Genomic DNA, 25,059 nt, shown 5'->3' with positions numbered 1-25,059 from the left:
TCCACCGCAACGATGCCTTGGCGGCCCACTGGCGCGTCAACGCAAGCGGACGCCCGGCCGTCATTCACTCCACAGAAGCCGCAGCCGATGCAGCAACGCCATGCCAGGCCAGGCGCTGGCGCTGACCAGCCTTCCTGCATCGCCAGCCGATCGCCACAGTGCGTGCTTTCCTGCCTTCAGCAACGCAACACCCACCCTGCAGCGCACGGCGATCGCTTGCTCCGGCTCAATCGGTGGCCGGCTTTTCCCAGAGATTGATGCCGCCCTCGACCGCGTAGCGATCGATCTCGGCCAGTTCCTGGGTACTGAAGGCCGGTGCCTGCAAGGCCGCGACGTTCTCGATCAGTTGCTCGGGGCGGCTGGCGCCCAGCAAGGCCGAGCTCACCCGCAGGTCGCGCAGCACCCATGCCAACGCCAGCTGCGCCAGGCTCTGCCCACGCCGCCGCGCAATCGCATCCAGTCCACGCGCACGCTGCAGATTGTCGTCGGACAGATGTTCCGGCCGCAGCGAATGGCCACCAGGCCGATTCACGCGCGCATCGCTCGGCACCCCGTCGAGGTATTTGCCGGTGAGCACGCCCTGCGCCAGCGGCGTAAACGCGATCACTCCGGCACCGACCTCGTCAGTGGCATCGAACAAGTCGTGCTCGGCCCAGCGATTGAACAGGTTGTAGGACGGCTGGTGGATCAGTAGCGGCACCTTCCACTCGCGCAGCAGCGCGGCGATCTGGCGTGTGCGCGCCGCCGAATACGACGACACTCCCACATACAGCGCCTTGCCTTGCTGCACCGCGCTGGCCAGCGCACCGGCGGTCTCTTCCAGCGGCGTGTCCACATCGAAGCGATGCGAGTAGAAGATATCCACGTAGTCCACGCCCATCCGCTGCAGGCTCTGGTCAAGACTGGACAGCAGATATTTGCGCGAGCTGCCGCCCTGCCCGTACGGGCCAGGCCACATGTCCCAGCCGGCCTTGGTGGAGATGATCAGCTCATCGCGATACGGTTTGAAATCTTCCCGCAACAAGCGGCCGAAGTTGATCTCCGCACTGCCGTACGGGGGGCCGTAGTTGTTGGCCAGATCGAAATGGGTGATGCCCAGATCGAAGGCGGTGCGCAACAACGCGCGCTGCGTGTCGATCGATGTGCTGTCGCCGAAGTTGTGCCACAGGCCCAGCGACAAGGCAGGCAACACAAGTCCGCTGCGACCGACACGGCGGTAGGCGATACGGTCGTAGCGATCGGGGTGTGCGAGATAGGTCATCGAAGTGTCCGGTTGTTCAGCGTGCGCAGAAGCGTCGTGGGGAACGTGCAAGCCCGAATACTGGTGCACCGGGTATCGGACCTGTTCACACAGGCCGTCCACCCCGCTGCGGTTTCGGTGTGATGCGCGCTGCATCATCGCCAAACCGACGTAAAAAAAGCGGGAAGCAGCAGCAGTGGAAGCCGCGCTTGAACCCTCAACGACCTTGCCTGCAACGGTGAGCGCCGCTCCTGCACGCGCCGACGAACAAGCCCGTCCCCGTAGCGCGGGTGCTTCGACGACGCGGCGCACAAAAGATCCTGTCAACCGCGATAATGCGCGGATGGAAGCGCCCAAGCCCTGGCATCTTTATCTATTGCTGTGCAGCAACGGCAGCTACTACGCCGGCATCACCAACGATCTGGAACGCCGCTTTCAGGCGCACCTGCGTGGTACCGGCGCGCGTTACACGCGGGCGAATCCGCCGCTGCAGGTGATCGCCAGCCATGCGTACCCGGACCGTGCCAGCGCCTCGCGCGCGGAATGGCAGCTCAAGCAGCAACCGCGCGCGCGCAAGCTGGCCTGGCTGCAGGCACAACCGCCGCAGTCTTCGCCCGCCGACGCTTCGGTCATCCCTGGCTAGCGGAGGGTTTCCAGGTCACGTTGTGTAGGCCGTGCATGCCGCTTGGAGATGCGATGCACGACCACCCTCGGGTGCGAAGCGGTGGCTGCGCCGCGCAGGCTTGGTGCCGAGGCAAACGGCGTGGCATGGCGCAGGCTGCAGACCGTTGACGCCCACCGTCGGCAAGCGCCCCACGGCACGCTAATGCTGCAGTGCGCGCCTGCTTCCACACCTCGTAGTTCGCCTCGCACTCACCTCACCCTACATCGCAGCTTCTAACCTGCAGTGCTGTGGATGATGGAGCAACGCATGCATTACAACCTGTATTACTGGACCGGCCTGCAAGGCCGCGGCGAATTCGTGCGCCTGGCACTGGAAGACGCCGGCGCCAACTACACCGATGTGGCACGTGTCCAAGGCGATGCGGTGATGAATGGTTTTCTGGAAGGCGATCAGGCCGGTACCCAACCGTTCGCACCGCCCTTCCTCGAAGCCGACGGCATGCTGGTCGCACAGGTCGCCGCAATCCTGCATGTCATCGCACCGCAGATGCAATTGGTGCCAGCGCCGGAAGCGCAGCGCATTCAAGCGCTGCAGCTGCAGCTGACCATCGCCGATCTGGTGGCCGAGGTGCACGATACCCATCATCCAATCGCGTCGGGGCTGTATTACCAGGACCAGAAGGCCGAAGCAGCCAAGCGGGCGCAGGACCTGCGCGCGAATCGCTTACCCAAGTTCCTCGGCCATTTCGAACAGGTGCTGCACCGGGCTGGTGGCGTCCACGTGCTGGGCACGCATTCGTATGTCGATCTGTCGTTGTTCCAGCTGATCAGCGGCCTGGAGTACATGTTCCCCAAGCGCATGGCAACCCTGTCGACCGATCTGCCCGGCTTGAAAGCACTGCAGCAGCGCGTGGCCGAACGGCCGCGTATTGCGGCCTATCTGGCCTCCGAGCGCCGTGTGGCGTTCAACACCAACGGCATCTTCCGTCACTACCCGGAGCTGGATGCGGCCTAGGCATTGAGGCGACATGCCAGGCGTCGCAGCGCAGATGCCGCCGAGCACGCACTCCACCGCACCAGCCGCGTTTGCAAGCCGTTGCAGGCCGGCATGCGATGCGGCCTGGTGTCGCGCCCAGCGACGGTGGCGTCAACGCCCCTGCAGCAGCGCCGCACGAATTGTCCGCAGCTGCGCTTTCACCGCGGCCTCTTGCGTCGAGCCGAGTCGCAGCAACGCCTTCTGTCCGACCGACAGCGACTCCAGTGCGGGATCGACGAAGCGGTAGCGGCCGCGCTCGTCGCGCAGCACCACGATCGGCTGGGCCGGATCCGGCGTGCGCAGCAGATGATCGATCACATCGATCACGCGGTCGTTGAAGTAACGATCCGGCGCGCCGAGATCGGCATATGCCTGCTGAAACAGCGGGTAGAAACGCACATAGCTGCGCACCAGCGCCTGCGCATCAACGCCGGTAAACGCCGCCACGTAAGGCGCATAGCGCGCCGCATTGGCCTGATCGATCACAACAGCGCCAGCGGCATCGGAGACCTGCAACTCACCCGGCACCGGCTGCAGCACCGAGACACGGCGGCTGATGCTGGGCTGGGTGAGATTGTCGATCATCACCACCACACGTTCGATCAGATGCTTGCGCAGCACGAGCGACAACGCGCCGTCGTCCTGCACCAATGCCAGCAGCGCCTGCCAGGCCGCATCGTCGCTTTGCGCCAGGGCAGGAATTGCCGCATCGGCCGCATCGGCGGACGGCGGTTGCACCGGGTGACGTGGACCGGTGTTGGCCGGCGTGGGTGCGGTCACCGCGGCGGCCACCGCACTGGCGGTACGACTGATTGGCGCGGGTAACGCGTCCGGCGCAGTGGAAGTACCGCTGAATAGCCACCAGGCGGCACCGAGTACGACGGGCACGGCCAGCAACCACGGCCAACGCGACGGTTTGGATTGCATTGTGGAACTCCTCACATCGACAACATCCATGGTGTGACCATGGGAGATCGCGGTGGTTCCATCGATCCTGCAATACGCAGCACCAAGCATCGCCGCTGCCGCGCCAAGTTGGTGTCGTCGGTGTCGGTGTCAGACGGCCCAATTCATCCACGCATCCAGCTTACCGCTGCAACGCGTTGCAGCGCGCGTCATTCGGGCCCTTCGCCGAAGGCGATGCGTGCATCGACCCACTCGGCGACGACGGCTGCCGCGATGCGGTCGGCCTGCGCGGCCTGCATCGCCTTGTGTTCGATCAACCAGCGCGCCGTCGCCGCGCGCGCCGGCTGCAAGGCAGCCAGCGCAGCAGTGCGCTCGGCCTGTGACCACAGCGCTGCGTCTTGCAAGCCGGCGATCGCCGCCGCCGGATCGCGCCGCGGCTCGGCACCTTGCGGGCGGGACAGAAACAGCGTCGGCGAGACCGTGGCCTGCAGCGACAGCACGCGCCACGCGGCAAAATCGGCGTAGCGCATCGTTCCGGTCTCGGCGGATGCCCGCTCGATCATTGCAGAAAACGCCTGATACAGCCGCTTCCATGCCGGTTGATCGAACAGGCCGGGCTGCGGCTGGCAGATGGGTGCGCCGATGTCGCGACTGGATCCGTACATCGGCCCCATCGCCTCGTAAGCGGCTTCGCCCTGCTGCGCGAACACGAAGCAATGCACGTAGGGACGCCCGTTTGGCAACGTATCGGTCACGCCGTAATCGCTGCGCTCGATCCACAACCGCAACAGGGTCAGATCGCGGGCCTGCGCGGCCTGCGCGTCGGCCGGCTCGTCCGTATCGAGCAGCTGAGCGGCGACCGTATCCTGCTTGCGTAACGCAGCACTCGCCGCCGCAAAGCGGGCGCGCGCGTCGGATGCGCCGACGCCGGCCGCTGGCACGAAGCGATGCAGATAGACCAGCCACGCAGAGGCAAGGCCGCCGTCGTATTGGCGCAGCTGTGCAGCGGCTGCGGCCGGCGCCGTGGGAATGCCGGCGATGATGCGGTCCAGTGCGTGTTGCTGCGCAGTGAGCGCCTTGGTCAGCACATCGGCTCTGGCCTTCAATGTGCGCTGCAGGCAATCGTCCAGCTTGGCGTCCTGCGCGCAGGCGTTGCGCTGCCGCAGCCAGGCCCGTTGCTGATCGCGCACGCCTGCAACCGAACCGCGCGGCGTGGTTTCCAACAGCGCGCGATAGGACGCATCCAGCTGCTCATCCAGAAGGCTGAGCGGCGCGAGCGCACACAGCCGTTTTTCAACGGCGTTGCTTGCCTGCTTGCAATCGAACGAGGCCGCCCAGGCACCGCTGGCGCCAAGCAACAGCGCGCCACCGACAACCACCCGCAGTGCACCCAAGCGATAGTTCATTGCAACGCCTCCTTGCGTGCAGGCAGCAACGACAGCAGCAGCAAGGTCACCGCCAGCGCGACGTAGGCACCAACGAACTGCCAGCTGATTACCCGCGCCAATCCTTGCAGCGACCACGGCAGATAGATGCCGCCGCGCGGGTCCACCGAATGGATCAAGCCGAACAGCGTCAGCCCTGCTGCGACCAGCAGGAACACCGCTCCACGGCGCAGGCGACCATCGATCATCGCCGCCACCGTGGCGATCCACAGCATCGCGGTGATGATGAAGCCATTGCCCAGCGCGAAGATCACCGCCAGCTCCGGCAAGCCGTGCCCATCGAGTTTGGTGGTCAGCGCAATCAGTTGATCCGGCGCGATCCAGCCAGGCGCCTTGATGGTCAGCAGGTACGCCACCGACGGCAGGAACCCCAACACCATCGCACCGGCGTGATGCCTGGGGGTGGCCTGAAACGCCTGCGTGGTGATGTCGATCGACACATACACGATGATCGGCGCCAGCACCGCCAGCGGCAGCCACTGCACCAGGCCAGAGATCACGCCCAACATGCCGCCGATGCCGACGAACAAACCGGTCAGCAACGTATAGCCGGTACGTGCGCCCATGTGCTTGTACGCGGGCTGACCGATGTAGGGCGTGGTCTGCGCCACCCCGCCACACACGCCTGCCACCAAGGTGGCCAAGGCTTCCACCAGCAGAATGTCGCGGGTGCGGTAGTCGTCGCCAGCGGCACGCGCGCTCTCGCTGACATTGATGCCGCCCACCACCATCAACAGGCCGAACGGCAGCAGCAACGGCAGATACGCCACCGTGGCGGGCAGGCCGTCGATAAAGCCCAGATTCGGCAACGGCAACACGATCGTCGGCGGCGCCCAGTCCGGCACGGCAAAGCCGGGCGCACCCAAACCCGCCAGGCCCAGCCCGTAATACAGCGCAGTGCCGATCACGAACGCCACCAGCACGCCGGGCAGCTTGGTCGGTAACCGCCCCTTGGCCAACAGCACGTACAGCAGCAAGCCCAGGGTGACGAAGCCGGCCACCGGCGAACGCAGCGTCTCCAGCAGCGGCAGCAGGCCCATCAGCACCAGCGCGATGCCGGCAATGGAGCCGAGCAGGGCCGCACGTGGCAGCGCGCGGGTGACCGCTTCGCCGACGAACGACAGCACCAGCTTGAGCAGGCCCATCACCACCAGCGACGCCATGCCGAGTTTCCAGGTGGCGATGGCCGCCGCCTGCGGGTCCAGCCCCTGCGCCTTGAAGCCGACGAATGACGGGCCCAACACCAACAGCGCCATGCCGATGCTGGTGGGCGCATCCAGGCCCAGCGGCATCGCGGTGACGTCGTCGCGCCCGCTGCGAGCGGCCAGCCGCCGCGCCATCAAGGTGTAGAGCAGGTTGCCCACCAGTACGCCGAACGCGGTGCCGGGAAACATGCGCCCGAACACCACCTCGGCCGGGAACTGAAACATCCCGATGAGCGCCATCGCGATGAAACCGAGGATGGAGAGATTGTCGACGACCAGGCCGAAAAAGCCATTGAGGTCGCCGGCGACGAACCAGCGCGGCGCAGCCGCAGTACGCGAAGAAGGGGCCGACATGGGAGCCAGGAAGCGTGGGGATCGACCGATGGTAGCCGCTGCCCCGCATGCGCGACAGCCGCGCAATGGATCAGAGCGTGCCGTTGCGACCGCGCCGATCCGTTCCGTGGCAGGCGGCTGCGTGGCACCGACGGCCCTACTTCGTCGCCGCAGCGACCTCGATCCAGCCAACGATGTCGCCACGGCCGGCATCGCGATAGCGCACCTGCACGCGTGTGGCATCGGTGCTGACATCCAGCGCGTCGGCCCGATCGCCCTGCACCAGATAGCGCTTGGTGCTGGTGGCCATGGGCGTGGCGTACAGCGGCAGACGCGCCACCTGCACGCGCAGTTGAACCGGCATCGGGGCGTCCAGCGTGGTGCCGATCTCGCTTGAAACCTTCGTCCCGCGCGCGTCGTAACTCGGCCACACCGATAGCGGCATGCCAGCGTCGGTACCTGGATCCAGCAAGGTCTGGATGTCTGGCGACGCGATCGGCTGCTGCGTCCTGGCCACATACAACCGCCCATCGGCCGCATAACGATACACATCGGCGTACCACATCGGCCCGCTGCGGCAGGAGCTGGTCAAGCTGCGCTGCTGCTTGTCGGGCGTCAGATTGAAGAAGCCTTCGCACTGCACCGCCGGGCGGGTAGGCGCGGTCAGCGCACGAAAGCGGCGTTGCGCCGGATCGAACACAAATACCAGCACCGCTTCGTTGACCTGGCCGAGCATCGCCGACACCGCAAGATCCGGATGTCCGTCGAAGTTGTAGTCGTCGCTGTCCACGCCGGTGCCGCCCTCTCCCTCGTCCACGTTCGCGTCGAACCATTGCTCCTTGCCGCCCGGGTTCAGCACCACATGCAGGCGTGCGCCGACCAGTGTGGCGGTCGCACGCGTGTTTGCGTCGAGCGTCACCTGCACGCTGGTGTCGCGTGCCAACGACGCGAACGACAGCCCGCCAAATGCGGCGAACAGCAGCGCGCGCGCAGCGCTCACGCGCATTCGGTGCAGATGTTCAAGGCGCATGGTCACCCGCCTCAGAACGACACCTCAACCGCCTGCCGCGACCACAGCACCGACTGGTGTCCGGTGGCCTGCTTCCAGGCCAGGCGGATCGCCTCGATATCGTTGCGCCGCTGCGGGGTGTCTTCGTGCAGGATCACCAGCACCTTGGTGCCTAGCCGGTTCGGCTCCTTGGCACCGCGGAACAGCCATTGGCCATAGGCGTCGAACACGGTCAGCCCGTCTGGAAAGCGCGGCGTCACTTCCTTGTCCAGGAACGCGCGCCACTGCGCCTCGCCGATCGTCCGGGTCTGCGGGCGGTCGGCCGGGCCGGTTTCCTCGCCGACGCCAAAGTACAGCTCGCTGCGCACCCAGCCCTGGGCGGTCGCCGGCCGCGCCGCATCGCCTTGCAGGCTGGCGGTGGTCGCGCCCGGCGCACCGCCGGGAGTGGTCGCGCAGGCGGACAGCGCCAACAGGGCGGCAAGCAGGCAGGACGGCAGCAACTTCATCGATTTCTCCACATCGGGTCTGGGCGGGCTGGCTTGAGGCAAGCTCATGCAGGCCGGGCATCAGCGGATGCCGGCGTGCGCGCACTGTGCCATCTCGCACGCGCCTGAACAACGCGATAACATCTCTCCATCCGGATGAATGTGGACGATCCGACCCCTTTGCGCCCCCCGCCCGGCCGGATGCCGACCGCACGGCGCATTCGCAGTTGTTGTCGCAGGAGAGAGAGATGACCCGCCCTACCCTTTCGGCTATCGGCCTGGCCATTGCCGCCGTGTTGAGCGCCAACGCGCACGCCCAGCAGGCCGCCTCCGGCGCCACCACCATGGACACGGTGATCGTCACCGGCACGCGTGCCAGCGACCGCACCGTGCTGGAATCGACCGTGCCGGTGGACGTGCTCACCGCCGAGGACATCCGCAAGGCCGGCGTGGTCAATGGCGAGCTTGGCAGCGCGTTGCAGGCGCTGCTGCCGTCGTTCAATTTCCCGCGCCAGTCCAACTCCGGCGGCGCCGACCATATCCGCGCCGCACAGTTGCGCGGGCTCTCGCCCGACCAGGTGCTGGTGCTGGTCAACGGCAAGCGCCGCCACACCTCGGCGCTGGTCAACACCGACAGCAAGATCGGTAAGGGCACCACGCCGGTGGATTTCAATTCCATTCCGATCAACGCGATCAAGCGCATCGAAGTGCTGCGCGACGGCGCCGGCGCGCAATACGGCTCGGACGCGATCGCCGGCGTCATCAACGTGATCCTGGACGACAACCCCTCGCGCGGCGAACTGGAAGCCAGCTTCGGCGCTTACAACACCGATGTGGAGCCGATCAATCGCCGCGTCACCGACGGCCAGACCAGCTACGCCAGCGCCAAGGTCGGCACCCTGCTCGGCGATGACGGCGGCTTCTTCAAGGTCGGCCTGGAGCTGAAGAATCGCGAGGCGACCAATCGCGCCGGCTTCGATCAGATTCCGCCGTTCGAAGAACAGACACCGGCCAATCTGGCGCTGGCCGGCAAGCGCAATTACGTGCTCGGCGATGGTGCCACCAAGGGGCTGAACGCCTGGCTCAACACCAAGGTTCCCTTCAGCGCCAGCGGCGAGTTCTACGCCTTCGGCACGTATAACCAGCGCGATACCGAAGGCGCCAATTACTTCCGTTACCCGGACAGCAGCGCCAACTGGCGCGCGCTCTATCCCAACGGCTATCGGCCGATTTCCGAAGGCGAAAACCGCGATCTGCAGATCGTCACCGGCGCGCGCGGGCAGTTGGGCAACTGGGACTACGACGCCAGCGTCAACTACGGCCGCAACGACTTCACCTACCGGCTGCGCAATTCGCTCAACGCCTCGCTCGGCCCCAACAGCACCACGCGTTTCAAGACCGGCGATTTCGCCTTTGCGCAGACCGTGGGCAATCTGGATCTGACCCGCGTGTTCGATGCGGCCGGTGCCACCCACACCTTCGGCACCGGCGCCGAATTCCGCCGCGAGCAATACCGCACCCACGCGGGCGATCCGGCCAGCTATGCGGCCGGCCCGTTCACCGATCGTCCCACCGGCTCGCAGGCCGGCGGCGGGCTGACCCCGCAGGACGAAGCCGATCTGTCGCGCAATGTGGCCAGCGCCTACGCCAACGTGTCCAGCCAGTTCGGCGACAAGTTCTCCACCGACCTGGCCGGCCGCTACGAGCATTACCAGGATTTCGGCAGCCAATGGACCGGCAAGCTGGCTGCGCGCTATGCATTCGCGCCGGCATTCGCGCTGCGCGGCGCGGTCTCCAACAACGTGCGCGCGCCCTCGCTCAGCCAGATCGGCTACGAAGCCACCTCCACCGGTTATGACGCCGCCGGTCGCCTGACCCAGGGCCGGCTGCTGTCGGTCAACAACCCGATCGCACGCGCGCTCGGCGCCACCGACCTGAAGCCGGAAAAATCGCTCAACTACAGCCTGGGCTTCACCAGCCAGCTGGGCGATCACTTCGACCTGTCGCTGGACTTTTTCCAGATCGATATCGACGACCGCATCGCACTGTCCGAAGACATCACCGGCGGCACGCTGACCGACTTCGTGCAACAGAACTTCGGCGTCACCGGCGTACAGAGCGCCAGCTACTTCCTCAATGCCGCCGACACCCGCACCCGCGGCGCCGAGCTGGTCGGCAACTGGCGCCAGTACGCCTTCGGCGGCGATCTGCTGCTGACCGGTACCTACAGCTACGCCAAGACCGAGTTGAAGAACGTCATCGCCACACCGGCGCAGTTGCTCGCCCTGGACCCGGAGTACGTGCTGTTCGGTGTCGAAGAGAGCAACACGCTCACCGATGCGGCGCCGCGCACACGCGCCGCCCTGGCCGCCAACTGGACCAACGAGCACTGGAACCTGCAGACCCGCGTCAATCGCTACGGCAGCGCCAGGCGCGTGTTCGACTTCGGCGGCGGCTTCGTGCCACGCCAGACCTACGGCGCGGAATGGCAGCTGGACCTGGAAGCGGAGTACCACCTGGGCACGCAGTGGACGCTGGCGATCGGTGGCCAGAACATCCTCGACAACTACTCGGACCGCTCCATCGACGACATCGCCTACTTCGGCAACCTGCCCTACGACGTGCTCTCGCCGATCGGCAGCAACGGCGCGTATTGGTATGGGCGGGTGCGGTATTCGTTCTAGGCCGGGATTGGAGATTGGAGATTGGGGATTCGGGATTGGCAAGTGCGGCTTTGCTGCGAATCCCGACTCCCCGATCACCCATCCCCCGCAGTTCCAGAACCTGAAGCTCACCCCGGTCGGATCGCTCCATCGACGACATCGCCTATTTCGGCAGCCTGCGCTTTAGGCCGAGATGGCGACTCCGGATTGGGGAGTGAGAAGTGCGGCTTTGTTACGAATCCCGACTCCCCAATCCCCAATCCCCGCCATTCCATAACCTGAATCTCACACCGGTTTGCGCACACTGCCGTGATGGCAGACGCGCACTCCCCCCTTCCGTCGCCGCCATTGCTGGACGATGCCTGCGCATTGTTTCTGGACGTGGACGGCACTCTCATCGACTTCGCCGACAGCCCCGAGGCTGTGCGGCTGCTGCCCGAGGTCCGCGCGGCCATCGGCCGCCTGAGCGACCGCCTTGGCGGCGCAGTTGCACTGGTCAGCGGACGACCGCTCTCGCAGCTGGATGCCTTGTTCGCGCCGTTGCTGCTGCCGGCCGCCGGCCTGCACGGGCACGAGCTGCGTAGCGACATCGCCGCACGCGCCGCGATGCCGCAAGACACCTCCGAATGGCTGCACGGCCTGCATCAACGCGCTGCCGCACTGACCCGCCAACATCCCGGTGTGCTGGTCGAAGACAAGGGCGTCAGCGTCGCGTTGCATTGGCGCGCGCAGCCACACGCCGGACCGGATGTTCTCGCCTTCGCGCAGCAGGAAATCGCCCAGCTTTCCGGGTATCGCCTGCAACCGGGCGATCACGTGGTCGAATTCGTGCCCGAAGGCAGCAACAAGGGCCTGGCGGTCGAACAGCTGATGCAGCACGGCGCATTCGCCGGCCGCACGCCGGTATTCGTCGGCGACGACCTCACCGACGAATTCGGCTTCGAAGCGGCCAATCGCCTCGGCGGCTGGAGCGTGCTGGTCGGCGATCGCGCCCAGACCAGCGCGCGCTTCCGCGTCGATGGCACTGCACACGTGCATGCCTGGTTGCAACACAACGCGCGCAACGTGTGATCGTCGCGCGGCTGACTTCTTTTCTCTATCAATAGGATCGTTCGCACTCCATGACCGAGCCAAACCTGGATCTGGGCGTCATCGGCAACTGCAGTTTTGGGGCATTGGTCGATCGACAGGCACGTGTGGTGTGGAGTTGCCTGCCGGCCTTCGACGGCGACCCGGCGTTCTGTTCGCTGCTCTCGCCCAAGGGCGAAGGCGGCGACTTCGCCGTGGAGCTGGAAGACTTCGCCAGCAGCGAGCAACACTACCTGCCCAATACCGCCGTGTTGCGCACGGTGTTGCGCGACAGCCACGGCGGTGAAGTGGAAGTCATCGACTTCGCACCGCGCTGGCGCAATAACGCGCGTTTCTATCGGCCGGTGAGCATCATCCGCCAGATCCGTCCGCTGGCCGGCAACCCGCGCATCATCGTGCGCGCGCGCCCGCTGGCCGACTGGGGTGGCCGCACGCCGGAAACCACCTGGGGCAGCAATCACATCCGCTGGGTGCTGCCCGAGTTCACGCTGCGCCTGACCACCGACGTGCCGGTACGCTTCGTGCGCGATGGCCTGCCGTTCGTACTCAGCCACCCGGTGAGCCTGGTGCTGGGCGTGGACGAATCGCTGACCCGCTCGCTCACCGGTTACGTGCAGGAAGCGCAGGAACGCACCGAGGAATACTGGCGCGAATGGGTGCGCTATCTGTCGATTCCACTCGACTGGCAGGAAGCGGTGATCCGCAGCGCGATCACGCTCAAACTGTGCCAGTACGAAGACAGCGGCGCGATCATCGCGGCGATGACCACCTCGATCCCGGAAGCGCCCAACACCCCGCGCAACTGGGATTACCGCTATTGCTGGCTACGCGATGCCGCGTTCGTGGTGCGTGCGCTCAATCGGTTGGGCGCAACGCGCACGATGGAGCAATTCATCGGCTATATCTTCAATATCGCCACCACCGACGGCACCATGCAGCCGCTGTACGGCATCGGCTTCGAGTCGCAGCTGGAAGAGCACGAAGTCGACACCATGGACGGCTATCGCGGGATGGGCCCGGTGCGGCGCGGCAATCTGGCCTGGATCCAGCAGCAGCACGATGTCTACGGCAGCGTGGTGCTGGCCTCCACGCAGTTGTTCTTCGACCTGCGCCTGAAGGATCAGGGCGACGCCGACACCTTCCGTCGCCTGGAACCGTTGGGCGAGCGCGCCTTCGCGCTGCACAACGTGCCCGATGCCGGCCTGTGGGAATTCCGCGGTCGCGCCGAAGTGCATACCTATACCGCCGCGATGTGCTGGGCCGCCTGCGATCGCCTGTCCAAGATCGCCGAACGGCTCGCGCTGGACGATCGCAGGGCCTACTGGCTCGAACGCGCCGACACCATCCGCGAGCGCGTGTTGAACGACGCCTGGAGCGACGAACACGGCCATTTCACCGATACGCTCGGTGGACATCGCCTGGACGCCTCGCTGCTGTTGCTGGCCGACATCGGCATCGTCGCCAACGACGACAGTCGCTTCGTGCGCACCGTCGAAGCGGTCGGCCGCGTGCTCAAACACGGCGATGCGCTGTACCGCTACATCGCACCGGATGACTTCGGCGAGCCGGAAACCAGCTTCACCATCTGCACGTTCTGGTACATCGATGCACTGGCCGCGATCGGCCGCAAGGAGGAAGCGCGTGAGATGTTCGAGCGTATCCTCTCGCGCCGTAATCACCTCGGCTTGCTGTCGGAAGACCTATCGTTCGAAGACGGCGAAGCCTGGGGGAATTTCCCCCAGACCTATTCGCACGTTGGGCTGATCATTGCGGCAATGCGCTTGTCGCGGAGCTGGCAGGAGGCGTCATGAGTCGTTTGGTGGTGGTATCCAACCGCGTTGCAGTGCCCGGTGAAAACCGTGCCGGCGGCCTGGCGGTTGGCTTGTTGGCTGCGCTCAAGGAGCGCGGCGGTGTGTGGTTCGGCTGGAGCGGCAAGACCGTGCGCGGCGACAGCGGCGGCATGCACGAGCAGACCGAGGGCGACATCAAGTTCGTCACCATGGACCTCAACAAGCGCGACATCGATTCGTACTACAACGGCTTCGCCAACCGCACGCTATGGCCGCTGCTGCACTTCCGCCTGGACCTGGTCGATTACGACCGCGCCACCCGCGAAGGCTATATGCGCGTCAATCGGCTGTTCGCCGAAAAGCTGGCGCCGCTGTTGAAGGACAGCGACACGCTGTGGATCCACGATTACCACATGATCCCGCTGGGCGCGATGCTGCGCGAGATGGGCGTGGGCTGCAAGATGGGTTTCTTCCTGCACGTGCCGATGCCCTCGGCCGACCTGATGCAGGCCATGCCCGACCACGCGCGCCTGTTCAGCACCTTCTATGCCTACGACCTGGTCGGCTTCCAGACCCAACGCGACGCCGAACGTTTCAAGGCCTATGTACGCCTGTTCGGTGGCGGGCGGGTTCTGGAAGGCGACATCGTCGAAGGCCCCGGCGGGCGTCGCTTCAGTGCGGCCGCCTTCCCGATCGGCATCGATACCGAGTTGATCGCCAACCAGGCGAAAGCCTCGGTCGGCAAGCAGGCAGTACGCGACCTGCGCGAAAGCCTGCGCGGCCGCCAATTGGCGATCGGCGTGGACCGGCTGGATTATTCCAAGGGGCTGCCAGAGCGGTTTCAGGGATTCGAGCGCTATCTGGAACGCTACCCCGATCAATCCGGCAGCCTGACCTACCTGCAGATCGCGCCGGTGTCGCGCGGCGACGTCAACGAGTATCGCCAGTTGCGCGGGCAGCTGGAGCAGATCGCCGGCCACATCAATGGCGGCCATGCAGAGCCCGACTGGACCCCGCTGCGCTACGTCAATCAGAACTTCAGCCATGCGACGCTGACCGGCTTTTATCGCGCCGCCTCGGTGGGCTTGGTCACGCCGTTGCGCGATGGCATGAACCTGGTCGCCAAGGAATTCGTGGCGGCGCAGGATCCGGAAAATCCGGGCGTCCTGGTGCTGTCGTTGCTGGCCGGTGCCGCCGACGAAATGAAAGAGGCGCTGCTGGTCAATCCGCACGATCTGGATGGCGTGGCCGACGCGATCGCCACCGCGGCAAGCATGCCGCTGGCTACGCGCATCGAGCGCTGGCGGGCGATGATGGATCATCTGCGCAAGAACAACATCAATCACTGGCGTCAGCGCTATCTGCAGGCGCTGGCGGATATCTGAACCTGTTTTCCCCGAGCTGCTAGCACCACGCGACTAGCGCACAGATGCGCCGCACACTGGCAGCGCCTCCCTTCTCCCATCGGGAGAAGGGGCCCGACGAGCGGATGAGGATACCTTTGTAGGTGGCACTGCAACGATGCTGCTCTTGCGAATTCCAAAATCCCGAATCCCCACTGCCACCCCAAGAGCCTCGACGCCTTCAGGCGCGGGTGACGACAGCGACTGCGACGCGCGTGCCGCCGGGACGCGCTGTCAGTGCCCGCGCAAGCCCAGCCGGATCGCAGCTCGCATTGCGGATTCGGGCAATTCCAACGCTGCAGATGCACAGCCTGGAACGCTGGTTCTCATTCCGTCACGGACACGCGCGTGGTTGCGGTCTAAAATGTGCACATGATTAGCGCAGAGGGACCCTGGGAGGGGCTGCGCGTTCATATCCAGACGTTCTTGATTAGATCGGGGCCGCTCCTTGCCAGCCCGTGATCTTGCTCCCTCCACGACTCGCCACCGCTTGCTGGTGCCTGGGTCCTTCCTGACATCTCAAAATGACTGATCAATCCTCAAAACGTGGGCTAGGCACCTGGTTGCTGGTGGCCTATGCGGTGGTGATCGCCGTGCTCGGTGCGGTGCTCGCCTACGAAGGCGGCCGCCTGGTCGCCGTCGGCGGTTCCTGGTACTACGTGCTGGCCGGCATCGGCATGTTCCTGGCCGGCGTGTTGCTGACGCTGGGCAAACGCGCCGGCCTGTGGCTGTTTGGCGCAACGCTGGCGGCCACCATTGCGTGGGCGCTGTGGGAAGTGGGCCTGGATGGCTGGGCCCTGGTGCCGCGTCTGGCCTGGATATCGGTGCTGGGTCTGCTGCTGCTGCCGTTCTGGGGCGTGGCACGTCGGCGCATGCAGCCGCTGTCGGGGCTTGGGTATGCGGTGGTGACCGGCGTGCTGCCGATCCTGGGCGCCGCCCTGATCCTGTGGCCGTTGCTGGTCCCGCGCAATGTGGAACTGGCCGACGCATCCAAACTGCCGGCCGATAACGCCAGCCCGTTCAGCCGCGCCATCGTGCCGAGCCCGGACGGCAATGTCGCGGCCAACCACGACGCCAGCAACTGGACGTCCTACGCCGGTTCCAACCTGTCCAACCACTACACCCCCGGTGCGCAAATCACACCGGACAACGCCAAGCAACTCAAGGTGGCCTGGGAATTCCACACCGGCGACCTCAAGCCGGCCGGTTCCAAGCTGGGCTATGCCTTCCAGAACACCCCGCTCAAGGTCGGCGACCTGCTCTACATCTGCACCCCGACCCAGAAGGTGATCGCGGTGGAAGCGGCCAACGGCAAGGAGCGCTGGCGCTTCGATCCGCAGACCAATCCGAAGGCGATGGCCGGCGTTGCCGCCACCACATGCCGCGGCGTGTCGTACTACCAGGCGCCGGAAGGCACTGCCGAGTGCCCGACGCGGATCTTCTGGCCGATGGTCGATGGCCGCCTGGGCGCGCTGGATGCGCAGACCGGCAAGCCGTGCACCAGCTTCGGTAACAACGGCTTTGTCGATCTGAATGCCGGCACCGGCAACACCAAGCCGGGCTTCGTCGGCCCGACCTCGCCGCCGGTAGTGATGCGCGGCGTGGTGATCCAGCCCACCGGCCAGGTCCGCGACGGCCAGGAAGGCGATGCGCCCTCGGGCGTAGTGCGCGGCTTCGATGCCCTCACCGGCCAGCTGCGCTGGGCGTGGGATCTGGGCAACCCGGCGATCACCGCCGAGCCGCCGGCCGGGCAGACCTATACCCGCTCCACCCCGAACGTGTGGTCGCTGATGGCCGCCGACGACGAGCTGGGCCTGGTCTATCTGCCCACCGGCAATGCGTCCGGCGATTTCTTCGGCAAGGGTCGTACCTCGCAGGATGAGGAATACACCGCCTCGCTGGTTGCCGTGGATGCGGCCACCGGCAAGGAGCGTTGGCACTTCCGTACCGTCAACCACGACCTGTGGGACTACGACATCGGCCCGCAGCCGAACCTGGTCGATTGGCCGGTCGCCGGCGGCGGTACCCGTCCTGCGGTAATCCAGGCCACCAAGTCCGGCCAGGTGTTCGTACTGGACCGTGCCACCGGCGCGCCGCTGATGCCGGTCAAGCAGATCGCCGTGCCGCAGGGCACCGATCATGGCGACTGGACCGCTGCCACCCAGCCGATCTCGCCGGGCATGCCCAATACCGTGGGCGCGCCGAGCCGTGAGTTCGAAACCATCGTCGAATCCGATGCCTGGGGCATGACCCCATTCGACCAGCTGGCCTGCCGCATCCAGTTCAAGCAGCTGCGCTACGAAGGCATGTTCACCCCGCCGACGCTGCAAGGCTCGCTGGCGTTCACCGGCAACCACGGCGGCATCAACTGGGGCGGCGTGTCGGTCGATCTGCAACGCGGCATCATGGTGATGAACAGCAATCGCCTGCCGTACACCTTGCAGGTCTATACCCGCGAAAAGATGAACGCGCTGGGCGTGGTGTCGGTGTTCGACGGCAAGAGCAAGACGCCCGGCTACATGGCGCAGAAGGGCCTGGCCTATGGCGCGCGCAAGGAGCCGTGGATGTCGCCGCTCAACACCCCGTGCGTCGCCCCGCCGTGGGGCTACATCTCCGGCGTGGATCTGCGCACGCAGCAGGTGCTGTGGCGCCGTCCGCTGGGCACCGGTTACGACCAGGGCCCGATGGGCGTTCCGTCCAAGACCAAGTTCGAGATCGGCACGCCCAACAACAGCGGCTCGTTGGCCACCGCTGGCGGCGTGACCTTCATCGGCGCATCGCTGGACGACTTCATGCGCGGCTTCGACACCCGCACCGGCAAGCAGGTCTGGGAGACCCGCGTCCCGGCCGGCCCGCAGGCTGCTCCGATGAGCTACACCATCAACGGCAAGCAGTACATCGTCGCCGCAGTGGGTGGACACGACCGTATGGAAACCAAGTCGGGCGACAGCGTGATCGCCTGGGCGCTGCCCGACGACGCGCAAGCCACGCCGGCCAAGTAAGCCGGACGAACGCGGCCGGCAGCGGCAAGCACCCATGCACGCATGCACGGTGTGCTTGCGTGCTGCCGCTCACGTCGATCGGACGGCCGCTCGCCGGACACCGTCGGCCACGCTCGACCAGCCCTGCGTCAGGGATGCAAGACCATACCGGCCGTCGCAAGACGGCCGGTTTTTTTGTGCGTGGGTCGCCGACCAACACCGACGATTGAACGCATTGCGGGGCCACCGGCCGGCGAACGCTGCGCGACCGCCTCCGCGCGTCTGGCCAACCTGTTTGCGAAAAAAACAGACCCAGACACGGACGCACGCCACGCACCCCGTGGCTGGTTCGATCCCAGGCTGCCGTTCGATGGATCGGCGCGGACGATTGCCGTCCAATCTTCACGTAAAACTTACAATCGATGGCCAAGTTCCGTCCTCGCGATGCCCCTAACGCCTCCCACCAACCAGACTGAAAACGCTTCCAAATCAATTACATCGGCATTTTTCTTACTCATCGCTCAGATTCCGACGAACGGTGATTTCACGCCGTCATGATTCGGACTCAGCCGCCGATATCCCCAATGCAGCCACAACTGCCGGAACCGCCCCACTCCAGATCACCTCGTCGGACTCAGCCTATGTCGCCTTTACACGATGCCCCTGCTTCCCGCCGGCCCGCCGGTCGGAACGCTCCGCGCACCAGCACGACTGCATGGCTGCCTGCCGCCGCACAGATCGGGCTGCTGACCGTGCTGACGCTCTACGCCGCCACGCTGATGCCCGGTGGCTTCTGGAGCGGGCTGGGACGTTTGCTGCCGGCTGTGCTGGTACTGGGCCTGGCGAGCGCCGGACTGTGGTGGTGGTCGCGCCGCAGCAACGCCGCGCAATTGCAGACGGCGCTCAGCACGGTCGTGGCGATGGGTGACGAACGCTTCCAGCGTGTGGATCTGCGCAGCGCCTCCGGCGAGTTCGCACCATTGCTGCACGCCTTGCAGAACACCCAGGACAAGCTGGCCATCCGCATCGACGTGATGGAACAGGGCCTGCGCCATGGTCAATTCGTGATCAAGGCACTCGACGATCTGGACACCATGATCCGCATCGCCGATGACGATGGCCAGGTGCTGTTCGCCAATCGCAAACTGCTCAAGATGCTCAAGCTGATCGAGCCGGATGTGCAGAGTTTCCGCCCCGGCTTCCGGGCCGAAGGCTTTGTCGGCGGCAGCATCGGCGACATCTATCCGGACAGCCAGGCTGCGATCGACCGCATGCGCGCGTTGACCGCCTCCAAGGCCGTGCGCGCGCCGTTCTTCGGCCGCCAGATCGACTTCGTCTACAGCCCGATCATCGCCGCCGACGGCACCCGGCTGGGCAACATCGCGCAGTGGATGGACGTCACCGCGCAGGTCAAGGCCGAGCAGGCATTGATCCAGATCATCGATGACGCGGCGGCAGGCGATTTCAGCCACCGCATGCAGATCGACGGCATGGACGGAGTGCTGCTGTCGCTGGCGCAGGGCATCAACCGCATCTACGACTCGGTGGAAACGCATCTGGCCGCGTTGGAACGCGTGATCGGCGCGCTGGCCGAGGGCGACCTCACCCAACGCGTGGACGGCGAGGCACGCGGCATCTTCGCGCGTCTGCGCGACGACACCAATCAGACCGTGACGCGCCTGACCGAGATCATCGGCGGCATCCAGACCGCCTCGGACACGATCCGCAGCGCGGCGGTGGAAATCGCCGCCGGCAATACCGATCTGTCCGGGCGTACCGAGCAACAGGCGGCCAATCTGAAAGAAGCCGCCAGCGCGATGGAAGAACTCACTTCCACGGTGAAACAGAACGCAGAAAGCGCGCTGCATGCCAACCGCCTGGTGGCGGGCACCGGCGACGTCGCCCACAACGGCGGCCAGGTGATGGACGAGGTGGTCGCCACCATGAGCCAGATCAGCACCGCATCGCGCAAGATCGGCGAAATCATCGGCGTCATCGACAGCATCGCGTTCCAGACCAATATCCTTGCGCTCAACGCCGCAGTGGAAGCCGCACGCGCGGGCGAACAGGGCCGTGGCTTTGCGGTTGTGGCCTCGGAAGTGCGGGCGCTGGCGCGGCGCTCGGCCGACGCGGCCAAGGAGATCAAGACGCTGATCGCCGATTCCACCGACAAGGTGGAACTGGGTTCGGGCCTGGTGCACCGCGCTGGCGCGACCATGCGCGAGATCGTCGGTTCGGTCAAACACGTCACCGACATCATGGGCGAGATCACCTCGGCCAGCGCCGAGCAATCCAGCGGTATCGAACAGGTCAACCGCACCGTCGCGCAGCTGGATGAAGTCACCCAACGCAATGCGACGCTGGTGGAAGAAGGCACTGCAGCGGCGCGTAGCCTGGAAGAACAGGCGATGGAACTGGCCGATGCCGTGGCGATCTTCCGCCTGCAGTCTGCCCGGAGCGGCCCCTCCCAGGTGGCGCATGCACGGTTTGCGCATGCGGCTGCGTGATTCGCGCAGCGCATGAAGCAATGCACTGACCACGCGTGATCGATCGCACCCCAGCATCCAGTGGGGTGCGATCAGGTTCACCTGGCGCGCGCCAGCGAATCCTTTCAATCACTAGCGAGCGATTCGAACCTACCCCAGGGACCGTCGCTGTCGGCGACGGTTCGCGCGTCTTCGCCTGAGGCGACGGCAATGGCGATTGCTGCGGTGATGACCGCTGTGTCGCGGCCATGCTGGCTTCAGCACGCGGACGACGACGCGTTATCGATGATGCCGGTCGCGCCCAGGAGCGCACTCATACCTATGGCATCGACTTCAGCAGCTGCAGCTGGCACTGATCGGCGTGAGCGGCGTGATTATTTCAACGCGCAAGCGCCTGGCTGTGCGCGTACTGGATGCCGATCTTCCGCACGCGCGCACAACTGCCGGCCAGGCAGCAACGCGGTTGGCGGTGCTCACTCCAGAAATCGCGCGCGCTGTTCGGGCGTGGGCAGCATGCAGTGCTCGCTGCGGCCGAACCACCGATAGCGATTGCGTGCGATCCGTCGATAGCCGATGTCGCGCACGCGACGTGGCACCAGCCGCAGCACACCGGCCAGCCGCCACAGGCCGCCCAAGCCGGCCAGCACCCGCACGATCGCGTCGCTGTCGGTCCATGCACCACTGGCATCCACCAGCAGGAACGACAACGGATCGTCCGGATCCAGACCGTGGTGCTGCAACAGCGCGCGCCCGGCCTCGCCTTGCATGGCGGCGAAGCGATAACGCCCGCGCCGGTCGTGCTTCAGCAGAAACTTGACCCAGCCATTGCACAGCAGGCACACGCCATCGAACACGATGGTCGCGGGTGCAACATGTGGCGCGGCACTGGGTGGCTCACTGCGGTTCAAGCCAGCCCTCGTAGCGAATGAACGGACCCACCAGCGGCAAATGCACATCGACCAGGAAGGCGTAGCGGCCGCTGTCGGCATGCTCACGACACCGCACCTGGTCGAACCAACGCGCCGGCAGCGGCAGCCAACCGAAGGCCCACACGCGTGTGGCTTGCCAGTACAACGACTGCGCATCGGCCCGCAGCGCGAACTCGAAGCGCACCGCGCCGAGGTGTTCGCGCAGACCGTTGCCCGCTCGCCACATCCGCGAATCCATCGGCACACCGCCGAACCGCCGCTGCCAACGCTCGCCGCGCGCATCGACCACAAACGTCACCGCGACATCCACCTCGCCGCTACGCGGCAACCGGCTCAGCAGCGCCAACAATGGCACCAAGGGATGCCGGCCGCGCTGGATGCGCGCCCAACCGGCAAAGGTCTGCCGTTGTTGCACCGAATGCAGCGCGCGTACCGGCGCAGGCAATTGCGCGAATGCGTCCGCCCCCAGCAGCTGCGCGAACAGCGGCGTGCTCAGGGCGCGATCCAGGCCAGCGTGGCCATGCGTCCGCTGCGACGATCGCGGCGATGCGAAAAGAAGCGTTGCGGGTCGGAAATGGTGCACAGGCCGCCGCCATGAATCGCACTGGCCGCTACACCGGCCTGCTGCAAGCGCTGCCGTGCCAGCGCGTACAGATCCACCCGCCAATGCCCCGGACGCGTCGCGACAAACGCGTGCCGCGCCTGCGCATCGTGCCCGACGAAGGCGGTGAACACGTCCTCGCCGATTTCATACACTTGCGGCCCCGCCGCCGGCCCCAGCCACGCCATCAGCTGCTGTGGCGGCGTGCGCATCGCCGCGACACTGCGCTCCAGCATGCCATCGGCCAGACCGCGCCAACCGGCATGCGCGGCGGCGACTTCGCTGCCATCCACGGCAGCGAGCACCACCGGCAGGCAATCGGCGGTCAGGATCGCCAGCACCACACCTGGCACCGCCGTCACGGCCGCATCGGCAACCGGTTCCTGCGCAGCCGGCACCACGTCGTTCCCGTCATCCCGTTGCGTGCCATCCGCCGCGGGCGGCGCATCGGCGCGCAGGACCTGCACGCCATGCACCTGCCGCAGCCAGTGCGGCGTACTGGGCAGCGCCAGCGCCTGGACCAGCAACGCCCGGTTGCGTTCCACCCGCTCGGGGACATCGCCGTCCGCACTGCCGCGGTTGCCGAGGTTGAGCGTGTCGAACGGTGCCAGTGATTCGCCCAGCCCGTAGCGCAGCGTGGTCAGCGCGTGGATGCGCGGCGGCGCGGGCCAGTCGGCCGGCAGGAGGAAGGGCGCGGCCACCGGCACCTCAGCGGCGTGCCAACTCGGCCGCGCGCGCACTGTCTTCGCGCAATGCCGTCATCAGCCGCTGCAGGTCGGCCGGCACCGGCGCGCTGGCGCGCACCGGCTCGCCGCTGACCGGATGCAGGAATTCCAGCGTTTCGGCATGCAGCGCCTGGCGCTTGAAGGTGCGCAGCTCGTGCACCAGTTCGTCGGTGGCGCCCTTGGGTAGCTTGAGCGCGCCGCCGTACAGCGGGTCGCCGACGATCGGCGACTTCAGGTGCGCCATGTGCACGCGGATCTGGTGGGTGCGCCCGGTTTCCAGGCGGCATTCCAGCGCGGTATGCGCGCGGAAACGCTCGCGCAGGCGGTAATGGGTGACCGCATCGCGGCCGTCGTCGCGCACCGCCATCTTCAGGCGATCGCGCGGGTGGCGGTCGATCGGCGCATTGGCGGTGCCGCCGGACACCAGCGCGCCGACCACCACCGCCAGATACTGGCGATGCACATCGCGCGCGGACAATTGTTCCACCAACGCGGTCTGGGCCTGCAGCGTGCGCGCCACCACCATGACGCCGCTGGTGTCCTTGTCCAGGCGATGCACCACCCCGGCGCGCGGCACCGCCGACAGCGCCGGGTCGCGGAACAGCAAGGCGTTGACCAGGGTACCGTCCGGGTTGCCGGCGCCCGGGTGCACCACCAGGCCGGCCGGCTTGTCGATCACCAGCACCTGGTCGTCCTCGTACAACACGTTCAGCGGGATGTCCTGCGGCGCGGCATGGGTCTGGGTTTCCAGCACCACCTGCACTTGCACGCTCTCGCCGCCGCGCAAGGTGTCGCGCGGGCGCGCCATTGCGCCGTCCAGCAGCGCATCGCCGGACTTGATCCACTCCGACAGCCGCGAGCGCGAGAATTCGGGGAACAGCTCGGCCAGCACCGCGTCGAAGCGGCGCCCTGCGGCGTTGTCGGGCACGATGGCCTGGCGGAGGGACGGGTCGAGGGGTTCGGCAGATGGGTCGGACATGGACACAGGCACTCAGGCAAAAGCGGGAATTTGGGGGTCCGGGTGGCGGGAGTCAGTCGCCGGACAGGCCACTAGGCTATCATCGCGCTCTCGTTTTCCTGATGCGTCCTTCCCAGACCCATGATCCGACGGTCCACGTTTTCCGCGCCTGTGCGCCTTATTGCCCTCATGCTGGTCATGGCGTTCGTCGTCACCGGCTGCCATCGCGGTGCCAAGAAGAACCCGGACGAGGGCATGCCGGTCGAGCAGCTTTACGGCAAAAGCCACGGTCTGATGGAGAAAGGCAACTGGGCTGGCGCCGAAGCCAGCTACAAGCGCCTGATCGCCCAGTACCCGTACGGCCCGTACACCGAGCAGGCGATGATCGAAAGCGCCTACGCCCAGTACAAGGCCGGCAAGCACGACGATACGGTGTCCAGCGTCGACCGCTTCATCCGTACTTATCCGACCCATCGCAACATCGCGTACCTGTACTACCTGCGCGGGCTGGCCAACAGCAACCGCGACACGGTGTTCCTGCGCCGCGTGTGGTCGCTGGACCCGAGCCGTCGCGACCTGTCCTCGCCACAGCAGGCCTACAACGATTTCAATACGGTCACCGACCGCTATCCGAACAGCCGTTATGCCGCCGATGCGCGCAAGCGGATGATCGAGTTGCGCGACATCTTCGCCCAGCACGAACTGGACAACGCGCTGTACTACCTGCGCCGCGACGCCTGGGTATCGGCAGCGGGCCGTGCCAACTACCTGCTGGAAACTTATCCGCAGAGCGCCTTCCAGTACGACGCGATCGCCGTGCTGGCCGAGGCCTACACGCACCTGGGCAACAAGACGCTGGCCGCAGACGCACGCCGCGTGCTGGAACTCAACGATCCCAAGCACCCCTGGCTGACCGGCAACTGGCCGAAGTATCCGTGGGCAGTGCGCAAGCTCAACCCGTTTGCTGGCGAAAAATCCGCCGCGACCGGTCAGCACAATGCGCAGATGAGCCGCGACTGAGTCCGCAGCGACAGATGCATACCGAAGGGGCCGCAAGGCCCCTTTCTTATTGCCGCATGTCTGGTTGCAGCAGGCAGACCACAGCGAGCCGGAGGCCGCGGCGAGTCCACCGCAGTGCCCGGCAGCGCCGG

19 protein-coding genes are annotated in these 25,059 nt (G+C 66.1%); 9 read left to right on the top strand and 10 right to left on the bottom strand.

Annotated elements, in window-relative coordinates; genetic code table 11:
* Nucleotides 1-226: 226 nt before the first annotated feature.
* Complete coding sequence (gene mgrA, locus GGR61_RS19295) at nucleotides 227-1,261, bottom strand: L-glyceraldehyde 3-phosphate reductase (protein ID WP_184623403.1); 1,035 nt, start codon at nucleotides 1,259-1,261, stop codon at nucleotides 227-229.
* Nucleotides 1,262-1,583: 322 nt separating this feature from the next.
* Between mgrA and GGR61_RS19290 the strand changes: the two genes are divergently transcribed.
* Complete coding sequence (locus GGR61_RS19290; protein WP_184407448.1) at nucleotides 1,584-1,883, top strand: GIY-YIG nuclease family protein; 300 nt, start codon at nucleotides 1,584-1,586, stop codon at nucleotides 1,881-1,883.
* Nucleotides 1,884-2,171: 288 nt separating this feature from the next.
* The gene (locus GGR61_RS19285; RefSeq protein WP_184623401.1) at nucleotides 2,172-2,879 is read left to right on the top strand and encodes a glutathione S-transferase; all 708 of its coding nucleotides are present in this window, start codon (nucleotides 2,172-2,174) and stop codon (nucleotides 2,877-2,879) included.
* 132 nt (nucleotides 2,880-3,011) lie between these two features.
* Here GGR61_RS19285 and GGR61_RS19280 read toward each other — a convergent pair whose 3' ends face one another.
* From GGR61_RS19280 to GGR61_RS19260, 5 genes are all read right to left on the bottom strand, one after another.
* Nucleotides 3,012-3,827 (bottom strand): DUF3014 domain-containing protein, encoded by an 816-nt coding sequence (locus GGR61_RS19280; RefSeq protein WP_184623399.1) that lies wholly within the window; start codon nucleotides 3,825-3,827, stop codon nucleotides 3,012-3,014.
* Between the two features lie 188 nt (nucleotides 3,828-4,015).
* Nucleotides 4,016-5,212, bottom strand: coding sequence for a lysozyme inhibitor LprI family protein (locus tag GGR61_RS19275; protein WP_184623397.1), 1,197 nt, complete (start codon nucleotides 5,210-5,212; stop codon nucleotides 4,016-4,018).
* Entirely contained in the window at nucleotides 5,209-6,810 is a 1,602-nt protein-coding gene (locus GGR61_RS19270; protein WP_184623395.1) for a hypothetical protein, read from the bottom strand. Before GGR61_RS19270 ends, GGR61_RS19275 begins: the two co-directional genes overlap by 4 nt.
* A 136-nt stretch (nucleotides 6,811-6,946) precedes the next feature.
* Nucleotides 6,947-7,819, bottom strand: coding sequence for a hypothetical protein (locus GGR61_RS19265; RefSeq protein ID WP_184623393.1), 873 nt, complete (start codon nucleotides 7,817-7,819; stop codon nucleotides 6,947-6,949).
* An 11-nt stretch (nucleotides 7,820-7,830) separates the two neighbouring features.
* Nucleotides 7,831-8,304, bottom strand: a complete 474-nt coding sequence (locus GGR61_RS19260) for a DUF3574 domain-containing protein (RefSeq protein WP_184407454.1) — start codon at nucleotides 8,302-8,304, stop codon at nucleotides 7,831-7,833.
* A gap of 227 nt (nucleotides 8,305-8,531) precedes the next feature.
* Between GGR61_RS19260 and GGR61_RS19255 the strand changes: the two genes are divergently transcribed.
* From GGR61_RS19255 to GGR61_RS19230, 6 genes are all read left to right on the top strand, one after another.
* Complete coding sequence (locus GGR61_RS19255) at nucleotides 8,532-10,967, top strand: TonB-dependent receptor (RefSeq protein WP_184623391.1); 2,436 nt, start codon at nucleotides 8,532-8,534, stop codon at nucleotides 10,965-10,967.
* A 291-nt stretch (nucleotides 10,968-11,258) separates the two neighbouring features.
* On the top strand, nucleotides 11,259-12,017 hold the full coding sequence (gene otsB / locus GGR61_RS19250) for a trehalose-phosphatase (protein WP_184623389.1): 759 nt from the start codon (nucleotides 11,259-11,261) through the stop codon (nucleotides 12,015-12,017).
* A 50-nt stretch (nucleotides 12,018-12,067) separates the two neighbouring features.
* Nucleotides 12,068-13,846 (top strand): glycoside hydrolase family 15 protein, encoded by a 1,779-nt coding sequence (locus GGR61_RS19245; protein WP_184407457.1) that lies wholly within the window; start codon nucleotides 12,068-12,070, stop codon nucleotides 13,844-13,846.
* A complete protein-coding gene (gene otsA, locus GGR61_RS19240) occupies nucleotides 13,843-15,210 on the top strand; it encodes an alpha,alpha-trehalose-phosphate synthase (UDP-forming) (protein WP_184407458.1) in 1,368 nt (455 codons plus the stop codon). The genes GGR61_RS19245 and otsA overlap by 4 nt, the downstream gene beginning before the upstream one ends.
* A 581-nt stretch (nucleotides 15,211-15,791) precedes the next feature.
* Nucleotides 15,792-18,230, top strand: a complete 2,439-nt coding sequence (locus GGR61_RS19235; RefSeq protein ID WP_184623419.1) for a glucose/quinate/shikimate family membrane-bound PQQ-dependent dehydrogenase — start codon at nucleotides 15,792-15,794, stop codon at nucleotides 18,228-18,230.
* A gap of 620 nt (nucleotides 18,231-18,850) precedes the next feature.
* Complete coding sequence (locus GGR61_RS19230; RefSeq protein WP_184623382.1) at nucleotides 18,851-20,716, top strand: methyl-accepting chemotaxis protein; 1,866 nt, start codon at nucleotides 18,851-18,853, stop codon at nucleotides 20,714-20,716.
* 452 nt (nucleotides 20,717-21,168) lie between these two features.
* Here the strand turns inward: GGR61_RS19230 and GGR61_RS19225 are convergent, their stop codons facing one another.
* The 4 genes from GGR61_RS19225 to rluD are packed head-to-tail and all read right to left on the bottom strand — an operon-like array spanning nucleotide 21,169 to nucleotide 23,929.
* On the bottom strand, nucleotides 21,169-21,603 hold the full coding sequence (locus GGR61_RS19225) for a thiol-disulfide oxidoreductase DCC family protein (RefSeq protein ID WP_184623380.1): 435 nt from the start codon (nucleotides 21,601-21,603) through the stop codon (nucleotides 21,169-21,171).
* The gene (locus GGR61_RS19220) at nucleotides 21,590-22,096 is read right to left on the bottom strand and encodes a DUF4166 domain-containing protein (protein ID WP_184623417.1); all 507 of its coding nucleotides are present in this window, start codon (nucleotides 22,094-22,096) and stop codon (nucleotides 21,590-21,592) included. Before GGR61_RS19220 ends, GGR61_RS19225 begins: the two co-directional genes overlap by 14 nt.
* A gap of 20 nt (nucleotides 22,097-22,116) precedes the next feature.
* The gene (pgeF, locus tag GGR61_RS19215; protein WP_184623378.1) at nucleotides 22,117-22,932 is read right to left on the bottom strand and encodes a peptidoglycan editing factor PgeF; all 816 of its coding nucleotides are present in this window, start codon (nucleotides 22,930-22,932) and stop codon (nucleotides 22,117-22,119) included.
* Nucleotide 22,933: 1 nt separating this feature from the next.
* Nucleotides 22,934-23,929, bottom strand: coding sequence for a 23S rRNA pseudouridine(1911/1915/1917) synthase RluD (gene rluD, locus GGR61_RS19210; RefSeq protein ID WP_184623376.1), 996 nt, complete (start codon nucleotides 23,927-23,929; stop codon nucleotides 22,934-22,936).
* 120 nt (nucleotides 23,930-24,049) lie between these two features.
* On the opposite strand from rluD, the gene GGR61_RS19205 reads away from it, so the two are divergent.
* Nucleotides 24,050-24,928, top strand: coding sequence for an outer membrane protein assembly factor BamD (locus tag GGR61_RS19205; RefSeq protein WP_184623374.1), 879 nt, complete (start codon nucleotides 24,050-24,052; stop codon nucleotides 24,926-24,928).
* The last annotated feature ends 131 nt before the right edge of the window (nucleotides 24,929-25,059 follow it).

This window comes from Xanthomonas sp. 3058 (assembly GCF_014199765.1).
GTDB lineage: Bacteria > Pseudomonadota > Gammaproteobacteria > Xanthomonadales > Xanthomonadaceae > Xanthomonas > Xanthomonas campestris_B.
This window is presented reverse-complemented; position numbering and strand designations above follow the sequence as displayed.

Excerpts from the sequence above, each read along its gene's own strand:
- GGR61_RS19230 (WP_184623382.1), top strand. The coding sequence starts at position 18,851 with ATGTCGCCTTTACACGATGCCCCTGCTTCCCGCCGGCCCGCCGGTCGG.
- rluD (WP_184623376.1), bottom strand. The coding sequence starts at position 23,929 with ATGTCCGACCCATCTGCCGAACCCCTCGACCCGTCCCTCCGCCAGGCC.
- mgrA (WP_184623403.1), bottom strand. The coding sequence starts at position 1,261 with ATGACCTATCTCGCACACCCCGATCGCTACGACCGTATCGCCTACCGC.
- otsB (WP_184623389.1), top strand. The coding sequence starts at position 11,259 with ATGGCAGACGCGCACTCCCCCCTTCCGTCGCCGCCATTGCTGGACGAT.
- GGR61_RS19280 (WP_184623399.1), bottom strand. The coding sequence starts at position 3,827 with ATGCAATCCAAACCGTCGCGTTGGCCGTGGTTGCTGGCCGTGCCCGTC.
- GGR61_RS19285 (WP_184623401.1), top strand. The coding sequence starts at position 2,172 with ATGCATTACAACCTGTATTACTGGACCGGCCTGCAAGGCCGCGGCGAA.
- otsA (WP_184407458.1), top strand. The coding sequence starts at position 13,843 with ATGAGTCGTTTGGTGGTGGTATCCAACCGCGTTGCAGTGCCCGGTGAA.
- GGR61_RS19270 (WP_184623395.1), bottom strand. The coding sequence starts at position 6,810 with ATGTCGGCCCCTTCTTCGCGTACTGCGGCTGCGCCGCGCTGGTTCGTC.
- GGR61_RS19260 (WP_184407454.1), bottom strand. The coding sequence starts at position 8,304 with ATGAAGTTGCTGCCGTCCTGCCTGCTTGCCGCCCTGTTGGCGCTGTCC.
- GGR61_RS19255 (WP_184623391.1), top strand. The coding sequence starts at position 8,532 with ATGACCCGCCCTACCCTTTCGGCTATCGGCCTGGCCATTGCCGCCGTG.
- GGR61_RS19290 (WP_184407448.1), top strand. The coding sequence starts at position 1,584 with ATGGAAGCGCCCAAGCCCTGGCATCTTTATCTATTGCTGTGCAGCAAC.
- GGR61_RS19245 (WP_184407457.1), top strand. The coding sequence starts at position 12,068 with ATGACCGAGCCAAACCTGGATCTGGGCGTCATCGGCAACTGCAGTTTT.
- GGR61_RS19205 (WP_184623374.1), top strand. The coding sequence starts at position 24,050 with ATGATCCGACGGTCCACGTTTTCCGCGCCTGTGCGCCTTATTGCCCTC.
- GGR61_RS19275 (WP_184623397.1), bottom strand. The coding sequence starts at position 5,212 with ATGAACTATCGCTTGGGTGCACTGCGGGTGGTTGTCGGTGGCGCGCTG.
- GGR61_RS19265 (WP_184623393.1), bottom strand. The coding sequence starts at position 7,819 with ATGCGCCTTGAACATCTGCACCGAATGCGCGTGAGCGCTGCGCGCGCG.